This is a genomic window from Microbacterium sp. zg.Y909 (assembly GCF_024626565.1).
Genome location: NZ_JANJFJ010000006.1, coordinates 1 through 14,360, shown reverse-complemented (window position 1 = coordinate 14,360; position 14,360 = coordinate 1). Strand labels below are relative to the sequence as shown.

13 protein-coding genes are annotated in these 14,360 nt (G+C 66.9%); all 13 read left to right on the top strand.

What is annotated here, in order from left to right:
* The first annotated feature begins 30 nt into the window (after positions 1-30).
* Positions 31-1,134, top strand: a complete 1,104-nt coding sequence (locus NQ160_RS00980) for a flavin reductase (protein ID WP_257513359.1) — start codon at positions 31-33, stop codon at positions 1,132-1,134.
* Between the two features lie 87 nt (positions 1,135-1,221).
* On the top strand, positions 1,222-1,878 hold the full coding sequence (locus NQ160_RS00975; RefSeq protein WP_257513358.1) for a GntR family transcriptional regulator: 657 nt from the start codon (positions 1,222-1,224) through the stop codon (positions 1,876-1,878).
* 100 nt (positions 1,879-1,978) lie between these two features.
* Positions 1,979-2,818 carry an enoyl-CoA hydratase/isomerase family protein gene (locus NQ160_RS00970; protein ID WP_308211425.1) on the top strand — a complete coding sequence of 280 codons (840 nt, stop codon included), beginning with the start codon at positions 1,979-1,981 and terminating at the stop codon, positions 2,816-2,818.
* Complete coding sequence (locus NQ160_RS00965; RefSeq protein ID WP_257513357.1) at positions 2,815-3,726, top strand: amidohydrolase family protein; 912 nt, start codon at positions 2,815-2,817, stop codon at positions 3,724-3,726. The genes NQ160_RS00970 and NQ160_RS00965 overlap by 4 nt, the downstream gene beginning before the upstream one ends.
* Positions 3,723-4,652 carry a cyclase family protein gene (locus NQ160_RS00960; RefSeq protein ID WP_257513356.1) on the top strand — a complete coding sequence of 310 codons (930 nt, stop codon included), beginning with the start codon at positions 3,723-3,725 and terminating at the stop codon, positions 4,650-4,652. The genes NQ160_RS00965 and NQ160_RS00960 overlap by 4 nt, the downstream gene beginning before the upstream one ends.
* 16 nt (positions 4,653-4,668) lie before the next feature.
* Positions 4,669-5,820 carry an acyl-CoA dehydrogenase family protein gene (locus NQ160_RS00955; protein WP_257513355.1) on the top strand — a complete coding sequence of 384 codons (1,152 nt, stop codon included), beginning with the start codon at positions 4,669-4,671 and terminating at the stop codon, positions 5,818-5,820.
* Positions 5,821-5,841: 21 nt separating this feature from the next.
* The gene (locus NQ160_RS00950) at positions 5,842-6,918 is read left to right on the top strand and encodes an LLM class flavin-dependent oxidoreductase (protein WP_257513354.1); all 1,077 of its coding nucleotides are present in this window, start codon (positions 5,842-5,844) and stop codon (positions 6,916-6,918) included.
* A gap of 10 nt (positions 6,919-6,928) precedes the next feature.
* On the top strand, positions 6,929-7,729 hold the full coding sequence (locus NQ160_RS00945; RefSeq protein WP_257513353.1) for an acetoacetate decarboxylase family protein: 801 nt from the start codon (positions 6,929-6,931) through the stop codon (positions 7,727-7,729).
* A 1-nt stretch (position 7,730) separates the two neighbouring features.
* A complete protein-coding gene (locus NQ160_RS00940) occupies positions 7,731-8,606 on the top strand; it encodes an enoyl-CoA hydratase/isomerase family protein (protein WP_257513352.1) in 876 nt (291 codons plus the stop codon).
* Positions 8,607-8,634: 28 nt separating this feature from the next.
* Positions 8,635-10,692 carry an acetate--CoA ligase family protein gene (locus NQ160_RS00935; RefSeq protein ID WP_257513351.1) on the top strand — a complete coding sequence of 686 codons (2,058 nt, stop codon included), beginning with the start codon at positions 8,635-8,637 and terminating at the stop codon, positions 10,690-10,692.
* A 26-nt stretch (positions 10,693-10,718) separates the two neighbouring features.
* Complete coding sequence (locus tag NQ160_RS00930) at positions 10,719-11,744, top strand: MBL fold metallo-hydrolase (RefSeq protein WP_257513350.1); 1,026 nt, start codon at positions 10,719-10,721, stop codon at positions 11,742-11,744.
* Between the two features lie 34 nt (positions 11,745-11,778).
* Positions 11,779-12,621, top strand: coding sequence for an SDR family NAD(P)-dependent oxidoreductase (locus NQ160_RS00925; protein ID WP_257513349.1), 843 nt, complete (start codon positions 11,779-11,781; stop codon positions 12,619-12,621).
* 104 nt (positions 12,622-12,725) lie between these two features.
* Positions 12,726-14,282, top strand: a complete 1,557-nt coding sequence (locus NQ160_RS00920) for an ABC transporter substrate-binding protein (protein WP_257513347.1) — start codon at positions 12,726-12,728, stop codon at positions 14,280-14,282.
* Positions 14,283-14,360 lie beyond the last annotated feature (78 nt).

Genomic DNA, 14,360 nt, shown 5'->3' with positions numbered 1-14,360 from the left:
TGATATCGATCGAAAATGAAAGGAGTCGCCATGGCGACCACCACGAGGGACACCTCCCAGGCGACGGACGCAACGCGTTTCCGGCAGGTGCTCGGGCAGTACCCCACGGGCGTCTGCGTCATCACCGCCCTGGTCAACGAGCAGCCCATCGGCATGACCGTGGGTACCTTCACCTCGGTATCGCTGGACCCGCCGATGGTGGCGTTCCTGCCCACCAAGTCCTCGACGTCCTGGCCACTGATCCAGCGGTCGGGTCGCTTCTGCGTCAACGTACTCACATGGGACCAGGAACACCTGTGCCGGCAGATGGCGAGGCCCTCCAGCGAGAAGTTCACCGACGTGGCCTGGCGCCGCAGTGATCTGGGCTCCCCGATCATCGAGGGGTCCGTGGCGTGGATGGATTGCGAGATCACGCAGGTCGTCGAAGCGGGAGACCACTGGATCGTTCTGGGCGGCGTCCATGGGCTCGACGTGGAGCGCGAGACGCTTCCCCTGATCTTCTTCCGCGGCGGCTACGGTCGGTTCACGCCCGGGCCGTTGTTCGCGGAGGAGTTCGACGACCCGCACGCCCGATCCCTGCTCAGTGTCGCGCGGCACGAAATGCTCGACCTCGTCAATGAGCTGGGCGGTGAGGTTGCGATCACGGGCATCGATGGGGACCGGCTGGTGCTGATGGCGAGCACCTGGTCGCCGCTGAGCGTGCGTGCGAGCACGCGGGTGGGGGACGAGGCTCCCGCCGGGCCCCCTTACGCGATCTCATTCGCTGCCGAGGCGGGGGACGCCGCACGGGAGGCGTGGGTCGACAAGGGTCTGAGCATCAGCCCCGACGGCGATCGCGAGGCGATGCTGGCCACGTTGCGCGATGTGGCCGACCGAGGGTGGTCGGCAGCGGTGCACTTGTCGCCGGCCCAGACATGGTCACAGCGCTTCGTCGACGTCAACGCCAAACTGGCTGCGGGTGAGGAAGTCGCAGAGGAATTCAACCTGACCGTCCCCATCCATGGGCAGGACGGCGAAGTGGCGCTCGCGATGACCGTGTACGGGCGGCCCGGTCGTGTCAGCCGTGCGGCTTTCCACGCGGCGCTCGACCGACTCCGGGCGGCCGCCGAGCACATCGAGCGGGCGCGCGACTGATACCCTGTCCGGCGATCTTTGATCTGATAAAATTACGAACCGCGCTGCGCCACACCGGGCGGACCGCGGGAGGGGCGAGGCGACATGGTGGGTGCGCGACCTAAGCTCGGCGATGAGATCGCTGAGACGCTGCGGCAGGACATTCTTCGCGGCCGCTTCGAATCCGGCGAGAAGATCTCGCTGGACTCGTTGGCTCAGGAGCTCGAAGTCAGCAGCATGCCGGTGCGTGAGGCGCTGATCACGCTGTCCAACGAAGGGCTCGTCGAACTTCGGCCACGCCGCGGATTCCGCGCGCGTCCGCTGTCGCGGCAGGACTTGGATGATGTGTTCGAGATTCAGGGAGTGCTGACCGGCGTGCTCGTGGCCAGGGCGGCCGTGGCAGCCACGGACGAGGATGTGGCGAACCTGCGGGCGATCCACGCGAAGCTCGAGACGCTGAGCTCCAGAAACCTCACGAAGGCGACCCTGCGCGACGCCGCGCGGTTGAATGCGGAGTTCCACAGGTACATCAACCGCATCCCCGAGGGCGACCGGGTCCGCTGGTTCCTCCGCCTGTCGCACAAGTACGTGCGGGACGACCTCTACGAGGCGGTCCCCGGCATCCTCGACGCGTCGTTGCGGGATCATCCGGCGATCATCGAAGCCATCGCCGCCGGCGACTCGGAACGGGCGCGCAAGCTCGCCGTGGATCATTTCGCGCAGGGCGCCGACCTGGTCGGATGCCTCGTCGAAGTTCCTTCATAGCGGCGGAGTCCCGCGCGTGGTCTCGCGGGACATGGAGACCCGATCCGAATATTTGATCAAGTTTATTGACCATTGATCTTTGATCAGATATGTTCGAGATGTGCAACCCGATGTCGAGTTCACCGAACTAGGTGATGTGGCCTACCTCACACTACGTGGGCCCCGGATGAACTCCGTCGCGCGTGCCATGCATCATGCTCTCGCGGCCCAGCTGGACCACGTGCGCACACTGTCGCATATCCGCTTCGTGGTCTTGCGCGGAGCAGACGGAGTCTTCTCGTCCGGCGGCGATCTGAACGAGCTGGCCGCAGGGCTGCCCGATGACTACGTCGAGGATTACCGCACCCGGATGGACGGCACGATCCGTGCCATCACCGAGATGGGCCAGATCGTCGTCAGTGTCATCGAAGGTGCGGCGATCGGCGCGGCAGCCGCGCTGGCGATGAGTGCGGATCTGGTCTTGTGCGCTCGAAGCGCCACGATCCGGTTGAGTTTCGTCCACGTCGGCTACGCCCCCGATGCGGGCGCCACCTTTCTGCTCCCGGAGCTCGCCGGCGCGGTGGGCCGGGACATCCTGCTCACCGGGCGCCTCCTTCCGGCGGACGAGGCGCAGGCGCATGGTCTGGTCTCCCGCGTCTGCGAGGACGATGACGTCGATCAGGCGTTGGAGGAGCTGCTCGATGAGTTGCGCCTGGCGCCTGCTCACGCCCTGGGGCTCACGAAACGACTTATGCGCGGACGTTCGGCCGACGAATACCTCGCCGCCGTGTACCAGGAGGGGGAGACGCAGCCTCTTGCAGCCGCAGAGGCGACGCCCGACCTCATCGAGGCAGTCCTGGAGCGGGCGCGCCTGCAGCGCGACGCGACGCGGCTCCGCGCAGACACGCAAGACACGCCAACAGCTGATCAAGGGAGACAGGCATGTACGACGGACCGGTGATTGACGCTTTCTACCACCCAGGGTGGGCCGCCACCACGGCGGACACTTTCGGTGATCAGGAGTCGTGGCGGCAGGACCCGCAGCGCGCGCGTGCGATGCGGTTCTTCGACCAGGGTGGCAACAAGCCCGTCACCAAGCCGGCGACGGCCGAGGAGAGCAACCAGGAGCTCATCGACAACAACGTCGAACTGGCGATCTTCCAGGCATCGCTCTATTACCAGGCGGAGCGCTCGGAGCTGGAGAGCCGCGTCCAGGAGCACGTCGACATCATGAAGCAGTTCCCGGGGCGCTACGAGCACGCCGGGACGATCCTGCCGCCCCGGCAGGGTCCGGCATCGTTCTGGGACCTCATGGAGAACCCGCGCATCCTCGAGGAGCACAAGGAGAAGTACGGCATCCGCGGCGTGCACATCCTTCCGGCGCCGTATGGAACGCCTGCGAACGACAAATGGTTCTACCCGCTGTACGCGAAGTGCGTGGAGTTGGACCTGTTCGTCTTCACCTACATCGGCATGCCCGGTCCGCTCTGGCCGACCTATCCGAACTATCCGCTGCACCTGGACGATGTCGCGCTCGCCTTCCCCGACCTCACCATCGTGGGGCATCACATCGGCGACCCGTGGGTCGGCATGATGGCGCACCTCGCAGCCAAGCACGAGAACCTCTACATCTGCACGTCGGCTTGGTCGCCCAAGCGCTACCCGAAAGAGCTGCTCGAGTTCATGGGCGGGCGTTGGCACGCGCAGCCCGGGGCGGACAAGGTCATCTTCGGCACCGACTACCCGCTGATCAACCTCACCAAAGCGGTGACGGATGCCCGCAACCTCGATCTGCCGGACGAGGTGCTCGAGAAGTTCATGTACTCGAACATGAAGGGCATCCTCGATCGCCAGGACGCTCGGCGGTGAGCGCAGCCTGGAACCCGCGCGCGAGCGAGGAGGGGGAGACCCCGCCTCGGCCGGAGCTGTCCAACTGGGGCAGGTGGGGCGAAGACGATGAGGCCGGCGCGGCCAATCTCCTCAGTCCCGAGGTGCTCCTCGCGGCCCTCACGCTGCCGCGCAGCGGCGAAGTGGTGCAGCTGTCCCAGGTGATCGGCGACCCGAAGGCGCCGCGCAACGGTGCGCCCCCGCAGCACTTCATGCTGCACGACGCCGGCGACTACCTGGCGGGAGCGAAGGCGCCGAGCGGATTCCAGACAGCCGTGGATCACCTGTCCTGGGCTACGCACGGGAGCGTGACCCATCTCGATGCTCTCGGTCACGTCTGGTACGACGACCAGATGTTCAACGGATACGACCACCGGGCCGCGCGCAGCAATGGTCTGCGTCGGCTCGGCATCGACAAGGCTCCTCCGTTCATCGGACGGGGCGTTCTCATCGACATCGCCAAGACCAAAGGCGTGACGCGGCTCGACCCCGGGTACGAGGTGACCGCCGCCGACATCGAGGAAGCGCTGCAGTCCGCCGGCGAAGCCCTGCAGGCGGGTGATTGCGTCCTGATCCGGACGGGCTGGATCACCGCGTGGGAGTCGGACGACGTGCGCTATCACGGCGATCGCCCGGGAATCGGGCTCGATGCGGCCGAGTATCTCGCCCGCCACGACGTCGCCCTGGTCGGCGCCGACAACTCAGGTGTCGAGGTGATCCCGTGGGCACCGGGCACGGTGTGCCCGGTGCATCAGTTCCTCATTCGGGACTGCGGTATCTACCTGCTGGAGTTCCTCGATCTCGAGGAGCTCTCCCGTCGCGACGCGACGGCCTTCCTGTTCATCGCCAGCCCGCTGCGGATCCGCGGCGGAACCGGCAGTCCGATCGCCCCCGTGGCCGTTCTGTAGATCGAGGAGCCCTTTCGTGAGCGTGGTCGTTTCCCAGCAACTGGATGTTGACATCCTCGCCGCTCTCCGTGCCGCGGGGCCTCGGATCCGAGACCTGGCCGCGCGAGTCGACCGAGAGCAGGAGTTCTCCCGCGAGCTCTGGCAGCTGCTGTGCGAACTGGGGCTGCCGACCATGCCCTTCTCCGACGCCGCCGCGGGGCACGAGGGGTCGTTCAGGGCTTATGTCGAGGCCATCGAGGAGGTCGCGAGTCACGGTGCGTGCGCCGCGCTCTACTCCGGCCCCACCGTGCAGGTCGCCAGTGCGATCCAGGCATTCGGTACGGACGAGCAGAAGCAGAGGTGGGGCGAAGGCCTCATCAGCGGGGGGTTGCTCGGAGCGTGGTCGTTCACGGAGCCGCAGACCGGCTCGGACCCGCGCCAGATCACGACTCGCGCGGTGCGCGACGGCGACGGATGGGTCATCACCGGGTCCAAGATGTTCACGTCTTTCGCCCCCTACGCGGACGTCGCGCTGCTGTTCGCGAAGACAGGCGAGCGGGAGATGGGGGCGTTCCTGATCGACACGACCGATCCCGGCTGGCAGCCTCATGCGCCGATCAAGATGATGGCGTTCGGTGGTCAGGGCACCGCTCCCGTGACGATCGACCTCCGCGTGCCGGATTCGGCTCTGCTGGGTGACGGCACCAACGGGTTCGACATCATGGTCGGCACCGAAGCCGAAGCCAAGGTGCGGGCCAGCGCCATCTGTGTGGGCATCGGGCGTCGCGCCGTAGAGGAGGCTCTGGCCTACGCCACGTCGCGAGAGCACCGCGGCGAGGCGATCGGCGCGAAGTTCCCCACCGTGCAGGTGCTGATCGGGGAGATGGTCGCGCAGGTCGAGGGCGCGCGCGCGATGGTCAACTGGGCGGCCGAAGCCGTCGATCGGCGAGACCCCGCTCTGAAGGCCATCGCGGCATCGACAAGGATCGTCTGCTCGCGCATGGCGCGTGAAGTCACGAGCCTCGCGCTGCAGGTCTGCGGCGCGTACGGGTTCACCCAGGACATGGTCCTCGAACGGCTGTACCGCGAAGGCAAGTTCTATGAGGTCGGACAGGGCGTCATAGAACTGCAGAAGCTCATCGTGGGCAAGAGGACTCTCGCAGAATTCGCGGAACGTAACGAGCGCTGAGAGCGCGGAAGGAAGGCACCCATGAAATTCGGTCTGCTGTACGAGATCGGCTCGTTCGACACGAGCCGAGAGGGAATCCTCAAGGCGTATGAGAACACGATCGCGCAGGTCAAGCTCGCCGACGAGCTGGGCTTCGATTACGTGTGGCTCGTCGAGCATCACTTCACGTCGCCGTTCTCGTTCTCGGTCGCCCCGGAGGTGTTCCTCGGGGCCCTCGCCCGGGAGACCAAGAACATCCGGCTGGGCTTCGGCATCTCGGTGCTCGTTCCGGGGATGAACCACCCCATCAAGGTCGCCGAGCGTACGGCGGTGCTGGACTATCTGTCCGGCGGCCGCGTCGACCTCGGCACCGGACGATCGGGCGGATGGGGTGAACTGGGCGGCTTCGGAGCCGACCCGCACACGACGAAGGAATCGTGGGACGAGTACGTCCGCGCCATTCCCAAGATGTGGACCCAGAAGACGTTCTCGCACCAGGGGCGGTTCTTCAGCATGCCGGAGCGTGAGGTCATCCCCAAGCCGTACCAGGACCCCCACCCCCCGATGTGGGTCGCCGTCACGAGCGAGGGCACTGAGATCGACGCGGCCGAGCGCGGCCTCGGCTCCTTCGGTCTCAGCATGGGTGGATACGGGGCGCAAGAGGCGAAGATCGCCAACTACCGCCGCATCATCCGCAACTGCGACCCGGTCGGTGCCTTCGTCAACGAGCAGGTGCAGACGGTCAACTTCATGTTCTGCGACGAGGATCCGCAGCGGGCGGCCACGATCGGACGCGGGCTGCTGGACAACTTCAACTACGGCACCTCGCACGGTGCCCCTGTCAAAGAGGTCTACTCGTCGCCCACCTACCAGGTCGGCGGATTCCTCCCGACACTGCGTCAGGAGGCTCTGGGAGCGACGGACGACACCGGCATCCCGCCGGGTCTCGCCGTGGGCGACCCGGAGCGCATCATCGGCGTCATCAAGAAGTGGGAGTCGATCGGGGTGGACGGCATGAACTTCGTCGTCCAGGCCACCGAGTGCCTCGAGCAGGAGGACGTCCTCAACAGCATGCGCGTGTTCGCGCGCGAAGTCATGCCCAAGTTCAAGAACGCGTGAGGAGCGAACGATGACGAACACCACCGGGTCGAAGACGACCCTGCAGTTCATCCCCGATTGGGCGGAGTTCGGTGAGGCGTCCTTGGACGACCTCGCCAAGGACGCGCCGTTCATCGAGAGCTTCGCCTCCGAGGAGCTGACGTTCCCCGACGCGCGATTCCTTCAGGTCATCTATGAGATGGACATGTTCACGGCGCAGAACTATCTGCCGTCGTCACTGGCGCCGCTGCGGGGTCCGTCTTTCGTGATGGTCCGGGCGTATCACTTCCCGGAGACCCCGTGGGGGGAGACCTCGATCGCACAGGTGGGGGTGCTCTGCCGGTTCGGCTACCGCCCCCGCATCTTCCAGCTCGCGGCCCTGACCGACAACCCCGACGCCGTGGAGCCGTTGCGCTCAGGGTGGGGGATCCCACTGCGAACGGCTGACTCGGTCAAGCTCAAGCGCTACCACGACGGCAGTCATCTGAGCGTGGAGGACGGTGGCCGGGAACTGATCCAGATCGTCACGACCAAGCCCATCCTGACCGCCGGCAGCTCGATGGGCATCAACTCCAGCGTCGATCTGGTGGACACCCCGAAGGGCCTGCGCATCGTGCAGGTCGCGGAGAACTTCACGTTCAAGGTGGCGGAGGTGAGCACCCCGGAGATCCGGCAGTTCGACGCGGATGGTTGGGGTCTGCCCGGGATGCGGATGCGCTATCCCGTCTCGGCGATCTCGACCATCGCAGACATCACGTTGCGGCCGATCCAGTTCCTCGCCGACGCCGAGGGCCCGTCGCTCCTGTCGATTCGCTCCGTCGAGGAGTCCTGAGATGAGCCAGACCGGCTCCCTCATCGGCGAGGACGGCCACCGCAAGGCCCCGACCGAGCCGCCCGAGTACCCGGACTTCCGGGCGATCGAGGTCGAGTTCGACGGCAGACTGTGCGTGGTGACACTCGGGTCCGACCCGAACCGGGCCAACCCGAGCGACAAGATGACCCCTGAGCTGACCCAGTTCTTCCGGCTCGTGCGCTACGACCCGAGGCCGCGGGCGATCCTCATCCAGGGTCGGGGGCACAAATTCTCGTCGGGCGGCGACGTCGGCGGCATGCGTGAGCAGGCCAAGCGCATGGGCAACCTGCGTGAGAACCCCGACTGGGTGGCCCGGATTCCGGTGGACAGGTCGGACGAGCTCCCCATGGCGATCCTCAGCATGGAGATCCCGATGGTCGCGGCGATCACGGGGCACGCCATCGGCGCCGGGCTGGGGTTGGCGTTGTACTCGGATGTCACCGTCATGGATGAAGACGCCAAGATCGGGGATCCTCACACGCGTCGGGGATTGATGTCCCCCGGGGCCTACATGTTCCCGGCCCTGGTCGGGCTGCCGCGCGCGAAGGAGATGATCATGCGCGGCACGCTCGTCACAGGCGCCGAGGCGGAGCGGATCGGGCTGGTCAATCACGCGGTGGCTCACGCCGAGGTCATTCCGACGGCCCGTGAGATCGCCGAGGATCTGGCCACGCTGCCGCCGCTCGCCATGCGCTGGACGAAGAAGATCTTCAACAACATGGCCAAGGAGCAGTTCTTCCGCAACAACGCCGCCGGCGCAGCGCTGGAAGGACTCACCATGCTCAGTGAGGACCACCAGGAGTCGGTGATCGCCTGGCTCGACAAGCAGCCTCCCCCCGAATTCCACGGTCGATGACCCGGCCGGCCGTGAAGGGAACGAAACAGTGACACTCGAGATGACGAGCAACCAGACGACCACGCCCGACTGGTCGGGTGCCTTCGCCAGGATCTGGGAGGCGGAGGCGGTCACCATCGTGGGCGCCAATGAGTCCGGAGGTACGAGCGGGTGGATCATGCACTCGCTCACCCAGGGTGATCTGCCGTTCGCCGGGCGGATCAACCTGGTCAGCCGACGGGGCGGGATGATGTTCGGCCGCACGGCGGTCGCGTCCATCGACGAGGTCGATGGCGCTCTGGGGATCGTCTGGTTGCTCATCTCCGCGCCGCAGGTGCTCGACCTGCTGCCGCAGCTGGAGGGCCGTGGCGTCGTCGCGGTCAACGTGTTCACCGGCGGGTTCGGCGAGAGCGGCAACGACGAGGCCCAGCGTCAGCTGGTGGCGTGGTCGGAGCGCACCGGCATCCCGCTGTTCGGTCCGCAATCCCTCGGGTTCCTTTCAGCACAGCACGGGATGAATGTCATGATCAGCCGCCTGCGTGAGCCGGTGCGAGCGGGCGGCATCGGCCTTGTCAGTCAGTCGGGCGGCATGCTCATCAACTGCCTGTCGTCGGCGTGCGCGGCCGGACTGGGCATCCACTCGGCATTCTCCCTCGGCGGGTCGGCCGTCATGGACTACCTCACGGTCAGCCGCGCGCTCCTGGACACGGGCGTGCGTGCGCTGGGTGTGTACATCGAGACGGTCGGGGACCTCTCCGAGTTCGCGGCGCTGGCGCAGGAATCGGCGCGCCGCGACATCCCGATCGTCGCGCTCCTCGCCGGGCGGTCGAGCAAGGGGCAGGCGATCGCCGCCTCGCACACGGGGGCGATCGGCTCGCCGATGCGGCTGGTCGAGGGCATCGCCGAGCAATTCGGTGTCACCATCGTCTCGAACATCGACGCGATGGTGGCCTCCTTGGCCGCTCTGGACTCCTCCGGTTACCGGCGCTGGGGCGAAGGGCGTATCGGTGTCTTCGGGGGCAGCGGCGGCGCGCTGATCTCGTTCAGCGACCAGATCGACGGCACCGACCTCGTGCTGCCCGCCTTCGAGCGCGAGACCGCCGTCGAGCTCATGGGTGCCGAGCATGCGGACAAGGCCTACAACCCTTACGACATGGGAGCAGGGCTGCTCGGTCGGCCCGACGAGTTCCGCCGCGTGGTCGGCGCCGTCATCCGCGATGAGAACGTCGACATCGCCGTGCACCTGTTCGACGTCCCCGACCCGACGTACACCCCCCATGTCGGCTGGGTGATGGATGCCATCAACCTCACCCTGCACGCGGGTAAGCACCCCGTGTTGGCGACGAGTTCCGATCGCCGGGAGTTCCGTACATCGAACCTCTACGAGCGGACGACCGTCGCGCTCGGCAGCGCCCAGACGGTGGCCAAGCTCAGCGCGCTGTCGCGTTTCTCGAGCGGGGATGCCGGCACGCAGGACGTCGGAATCCGGTTCGAGGGTGACCCGGCTGGCCGGACACGCGTCGTGACCGGCGCCGAGATGCGGGGGTTGCTGGCAGGGGTTCCGCTCCGCTGGCCCGAGGAGTGGCGGGTCGGTCGTGACGAGAACCCCCGCGCGGCGCTCGCTGCTGCGAGGTATCCGCTGGTCGCGAAGGCCGAGGCCGACCTCGCGCATCGGGCGAAGGCGGGCGCTGTGCTCACCCACATCCCGGACGAGGCCGCGGGGGTCGCCGCTGTCGACTACCTGCGCGCCCTGTTCGACGGAGACATCACGTTCTCGGAGCGCGTCAGCTTCGACGAAGAGCACTTCGTCGGGCTGTCCCGGAGCGCGGAGGGGCAGCCTTTCGTGGCCATCGGCGAGGGCGGGTCGGGCGTAGAGGACAAGCGCGTCGGGGTGCGGATGCTGCCGCTGTCGCAGGTGCAGCTGGCGCGGACGCTCGAGCGCTATGTGCCTGCCATTGCGCGGCATGACGGTTTCCGCGCGGTCGTCGATGCGCTGACCGAGCTCATGCGGGACGAGCGGATCGAGTCGATCGACCTCAATCCGCTGGTCATCGACGAAGACGGCGCCGTCGCGGCGCTCGACGTGAAAGCGCACCTCTACGTCTGAGGTGGGTCAGGGGCGCGGGGGCACCCATGTGTGAGAACGAGGGCGAGCCGGTAGAGGTGCTGCCGGGGATCTGGCGCGTCGAAGCCGAGATGGTGAGCAGGCCGTATCGCATCACCACGAACGCCTACCTGCTGATGGGTGACGACGACGCGCTCGCGGTCGATACGGCATGGTGGAACGACGTGCCCACGCGGCATGTGGACGCGCTCGCCGCGCTCGCCGAGGCCGCCTCCGCTCCCCTGGGCGGGATCTTCCTGACCCACGCTCACCGCGACCATTCCGGTTTCGCAGAGCACCTCAGCGAACGGGGGGGCGACCCGCTGCCGGTCAGCCTGCATCGTGATGAGCAGCCCACGGTCGCTGCGATGTCCAACTACCAGGGGCTCCCGCACCGTCAGGCGGCCATCGACTGGTACTGCGGCTTCGGTTTCCCTGCCCACACAGCTGCGATGATCGTCGACACGAAGCAGCCGGACCACCCGCTGGTCGCTCGCGTGATGCGGTGGTGCGAAGACGATGCGGTGTTGGAAGTGGGGCGACGGCGGCTGAGGGTCCTCCCGACCCCGGGGCATACCCCCGGGCACGCGGCGCTGTTCGAAGAGGCCACCGGTGTGCTGTTCAGTGGCGACGCGATGCTCCCGCGCGGAAACGGCAACCCACATGTGACGGTGCGTCCCTTCACCGCTCACGATCCGCTGACCGACTATGTCGAGGGGCTGCGCCGTCTGCGCGACCTGGACATCAGAGTCTGCTTGCCAGGGCACGGTCCGCTCGTCGAAGACGTGGACGGGCTGATCCGCAGCCACCTCGATTACGTCGACACCAAGATGACACCTGTGCGTGCCGCGCTGGGCGACCGTCCGCTGACGGTCTACGAGATCGCAGGGACGATTCCCTGGCGGGGTGGTCGCAAGAGCTTCGCCGACCTGGTGAACGACGAGTGGTTCCTCGCGTTCGGCGACACCTTGGCGCGCGTTCGCCGCGCGGTGTCGCTCGGGTGGGCTGTGGAGGAACCCCGGGGCGACGGCGTCCCGACTTTTCGAGCTGCCTGAGCTGCGACGGCGCAGCTCACGAAGGGAGGAACGCATGAACGGCAATCGCGACAACGGCGTCGCCGTGATCACCGGAGGAGCGAACGGGATCGGCGAGGGGATCGCTGAGGCGCTCGCCGCGCGGGGGTTCGCGCTGGCGCTGATCGATATCCAGGAAGACCAGCTCGCACGGACGGTCGACCGTCTGCAAGGAGAAGGCGCCACCGTCCTCGGCCTGCGCGCGGACGTGCGCGACCCGGCGTCGCTGGGTGCCGCGGCGGAGGAGATCCGCGCCGCCCTCGGGCCGGTCACTGTGCTCTGCGCGAATGCCGGGTCGGGCGGCCGCGAGCGCCCCGCGTGGGAGATCCCGCTCGACGAATGGCGCTGGGTATACGACCTCAACGTGTTCGGGGCCATCGCCACCGTGCAGGCCTTTCTGCCCTCGATGATGCAAGCCGGCGTGGGGCACGTGATCATCACCGCTTCGATGCAGGGCATCACCACAGGGCGCATGGGACCGTACGCCTCCAGCAAGCATGCCGCGGCTTCGTTCGCCGAGATCCTCGGTGCGGACCTGGCTCGGCAGGGCTCGGCGGTGCGGGTCTCGTGCCTGTGTCCGAGCTTCACTCAGAACTCCATGCTGAAGAACCCCGACCAAGGGTGGCTGTACCGCGACGAGCCTCTGACCGAGGCGGAGCGCGAGGCCAGGCAGGATGTCGTGCGAAAGCTCGCCGAGTTCGGCAAGCCTGCGCGCGAGGTCGGCGAACTCGTAGCCGACTCCGTCCACACCGACCGGTTCTGGCTGATCCCGGAGCCGGCGGCGGTGGAACGGGTATGGCAGCGCGCAGAGCGGGTGTCGACTGACGCCGGGCTCCCTCCGCGCGTGGCGAACGTGTAGCGGCGTTCTGCGGCACTCCCGGTGCACGCAGGACGCCTCGGGCGACGAGGACCTCGCCGTCAAACGTGAGTGGGACTGTCCCGCTCGAAAAGAGAGGTGCATCAATGAAGTTGCAAGCTCTGTCCGCCGCAGTCGCGGCGCTCGCCCTGGTCCTGACCGCCTGCTCGAGTGCGCCGCCAGGAGAAAGCGGCGACGAGGGCTCCGGATCGGTCAGGACGGATGCCGTCGTCGCCACGACCGGGGAGATCCGGACGCTCGACCCCACTGCTTTGTCGACCGCCTTCACATCCGGCGGCGATCGGGCCTCGGCCATCTTCGGCTCGCTCATGAAGTACGACGAGGAGGGGGGAGTCGTGCCGGCGATGGCGCAGTCGCTGGAATCGGACGATCTGAAGGTATGGACGCTGACGCTGCGGGACGGGGTCGAGTTCACCGATGGCACCCCGTATGACGCCGAGGCCGTCCTGTTCAACATCGACCGCCACCGTGCTGAGGACAGTACGTCACCTGCCAAATCGCTGCTGTCATCGGTGGAGTCCATCGAGATCCTCGATCCGCTGACGCTGGAGTTCACCCTGGTGCGTCCGAGCGGATCCTTCCCGTCCCTGCTGACCAACAACACCACTCTGGGATATATCGGCTCGCCCACCGCGATGCAGGCAGACCCCGAAGGCTTCTCGACTGCGCCGGTCGCTGCCGGCCCGTTCGTCATGGAGGAGTGGGTGCGCGACAGCCACATGTCGCTGACCGCCAATCCGGACTACTGGGATGCCGACAACGTCGCCTTGACCTCCCTCCGGTTCAACACCATCGCAGACGCGCAGACGCGCACCCAGGCGCTGATGAGCAAGGCGCTCGACCTGGCGCCGCCGCTGCAGGGATCGGAATGGGTGCAGTTCCGGGACAATGACGACTTCGTCATCTACCTGGAGGGTTCGCTCGGGGCGCAGTCCTTCTATCCGAATGTCAGCCGCGGGCCGATGACGGATCCGGAGGTGCGTCGCGCGGTGCAGATGGGCATCGACCCGAAGTCGGCCAACACGGTGCTCAATGCCGACGCCATCGAGTGGGACGGCGATCACGATTGCGTGCCGTTCGTCCCCGACACCGATGCGTGCAGCTCCGGCTCGTACCCCGACGCGGACATCGAGGAGGCCAAGCGCATCATCGCCGACTACGCGGCGGATGGCGGTGACGTCAAGGTGCGGATGCTGTCCACGGTCACCCAGAAGTACTACCACGACTACTTCGAGCTCGTGCTGACCGAGCTCGGTTTCGACGTGGAGGTGAACGCCGCGGATCTCACGCAGTTCGCGGGGCAGACGGTCGAGGGCAACTACGACGTCATCGTCGCACTGCGGCTGCCCTTCGTGAGCCCCTTCCCCGCGTTCTTCAACCAGATCTCCAACACCGGAAGCAACTACCTGAAGCACGAGGACGCGGAGTTCCAGGCGGCACTGGAGACAGCCCGTGACGCGTCGCCCGAGGACCAGGCGGCCGCCTGGGGAGAGGTGAACAGGCAGATCGGTGAGAAGGGGTACGCCTTCTGGGCCACGCCCTCGTCGAACCGCGCCATCTCCGTGGCGGAGTTCCACCCCGGAAACGCCCTCACCATCGGCGGCGGCGGAGTGTGGTATCCCGCCGACGCGTACTTCAGCTGACCCGAATGTCGCGGGGGGGGGGGGGGGCGCCCCCCCCGCGTGTGATGTGTATGTTGGCTATGATGTTGTGGGTGTGGA

Bases quoted from the DNA above. Each gene is read 5' to 3' on its own strand.
- NQ160_RS00940 (WP_257513352.1), top strand. From the start codon at position 7,731: ATGAGCCAGACCGGCTCCCTCATCGGCGAGGACGGCCACCGCAAGGCC.
- NQ160_RS00925 (WP_257513349.1), top strand. From the start codon at position 11,779: ATGAACGGCAATCGCGACAACGGCGTCGCCGTGATCACCGGAGGAGCG.
- NQ160_RS00920 (WP_257513347.1), top strand. From the start codon at position 12,726: ATGAAGTTGCAAGCTCTGTCCGCCGCAGTCGCGGCGCTCGCCCTGGTC.
- NQ160_RS00980 (WP_257513359.1), top strand. From the start codon at position 31: ATGGCGACCACCACGAGGGACACCTCCCAGGCGACGGACGCAACGCGT.
- NQ160_RS00950 (WP_257513354.1), top strand. From the start codon at position 5,842: ATGAAATTCGGTCTGCTGTACGAGATCGGCTCGTTCGACACGAGCCGA.
- NQ160_RS00945 (WP_257513353.1), top strand. From the start codon at position 6,929: ATGACGAACACCACCGGGTCGAAGACGACCCTGCAGTTCATCCCCGAT.
- NQ160_RS00930 (WP_257513350.1), top strand. From the start codon at position 10,719: ATGTGTGAGAACGAGGGCGAGCCGGTAGAGGTGCTGCCGGGGATCTGG.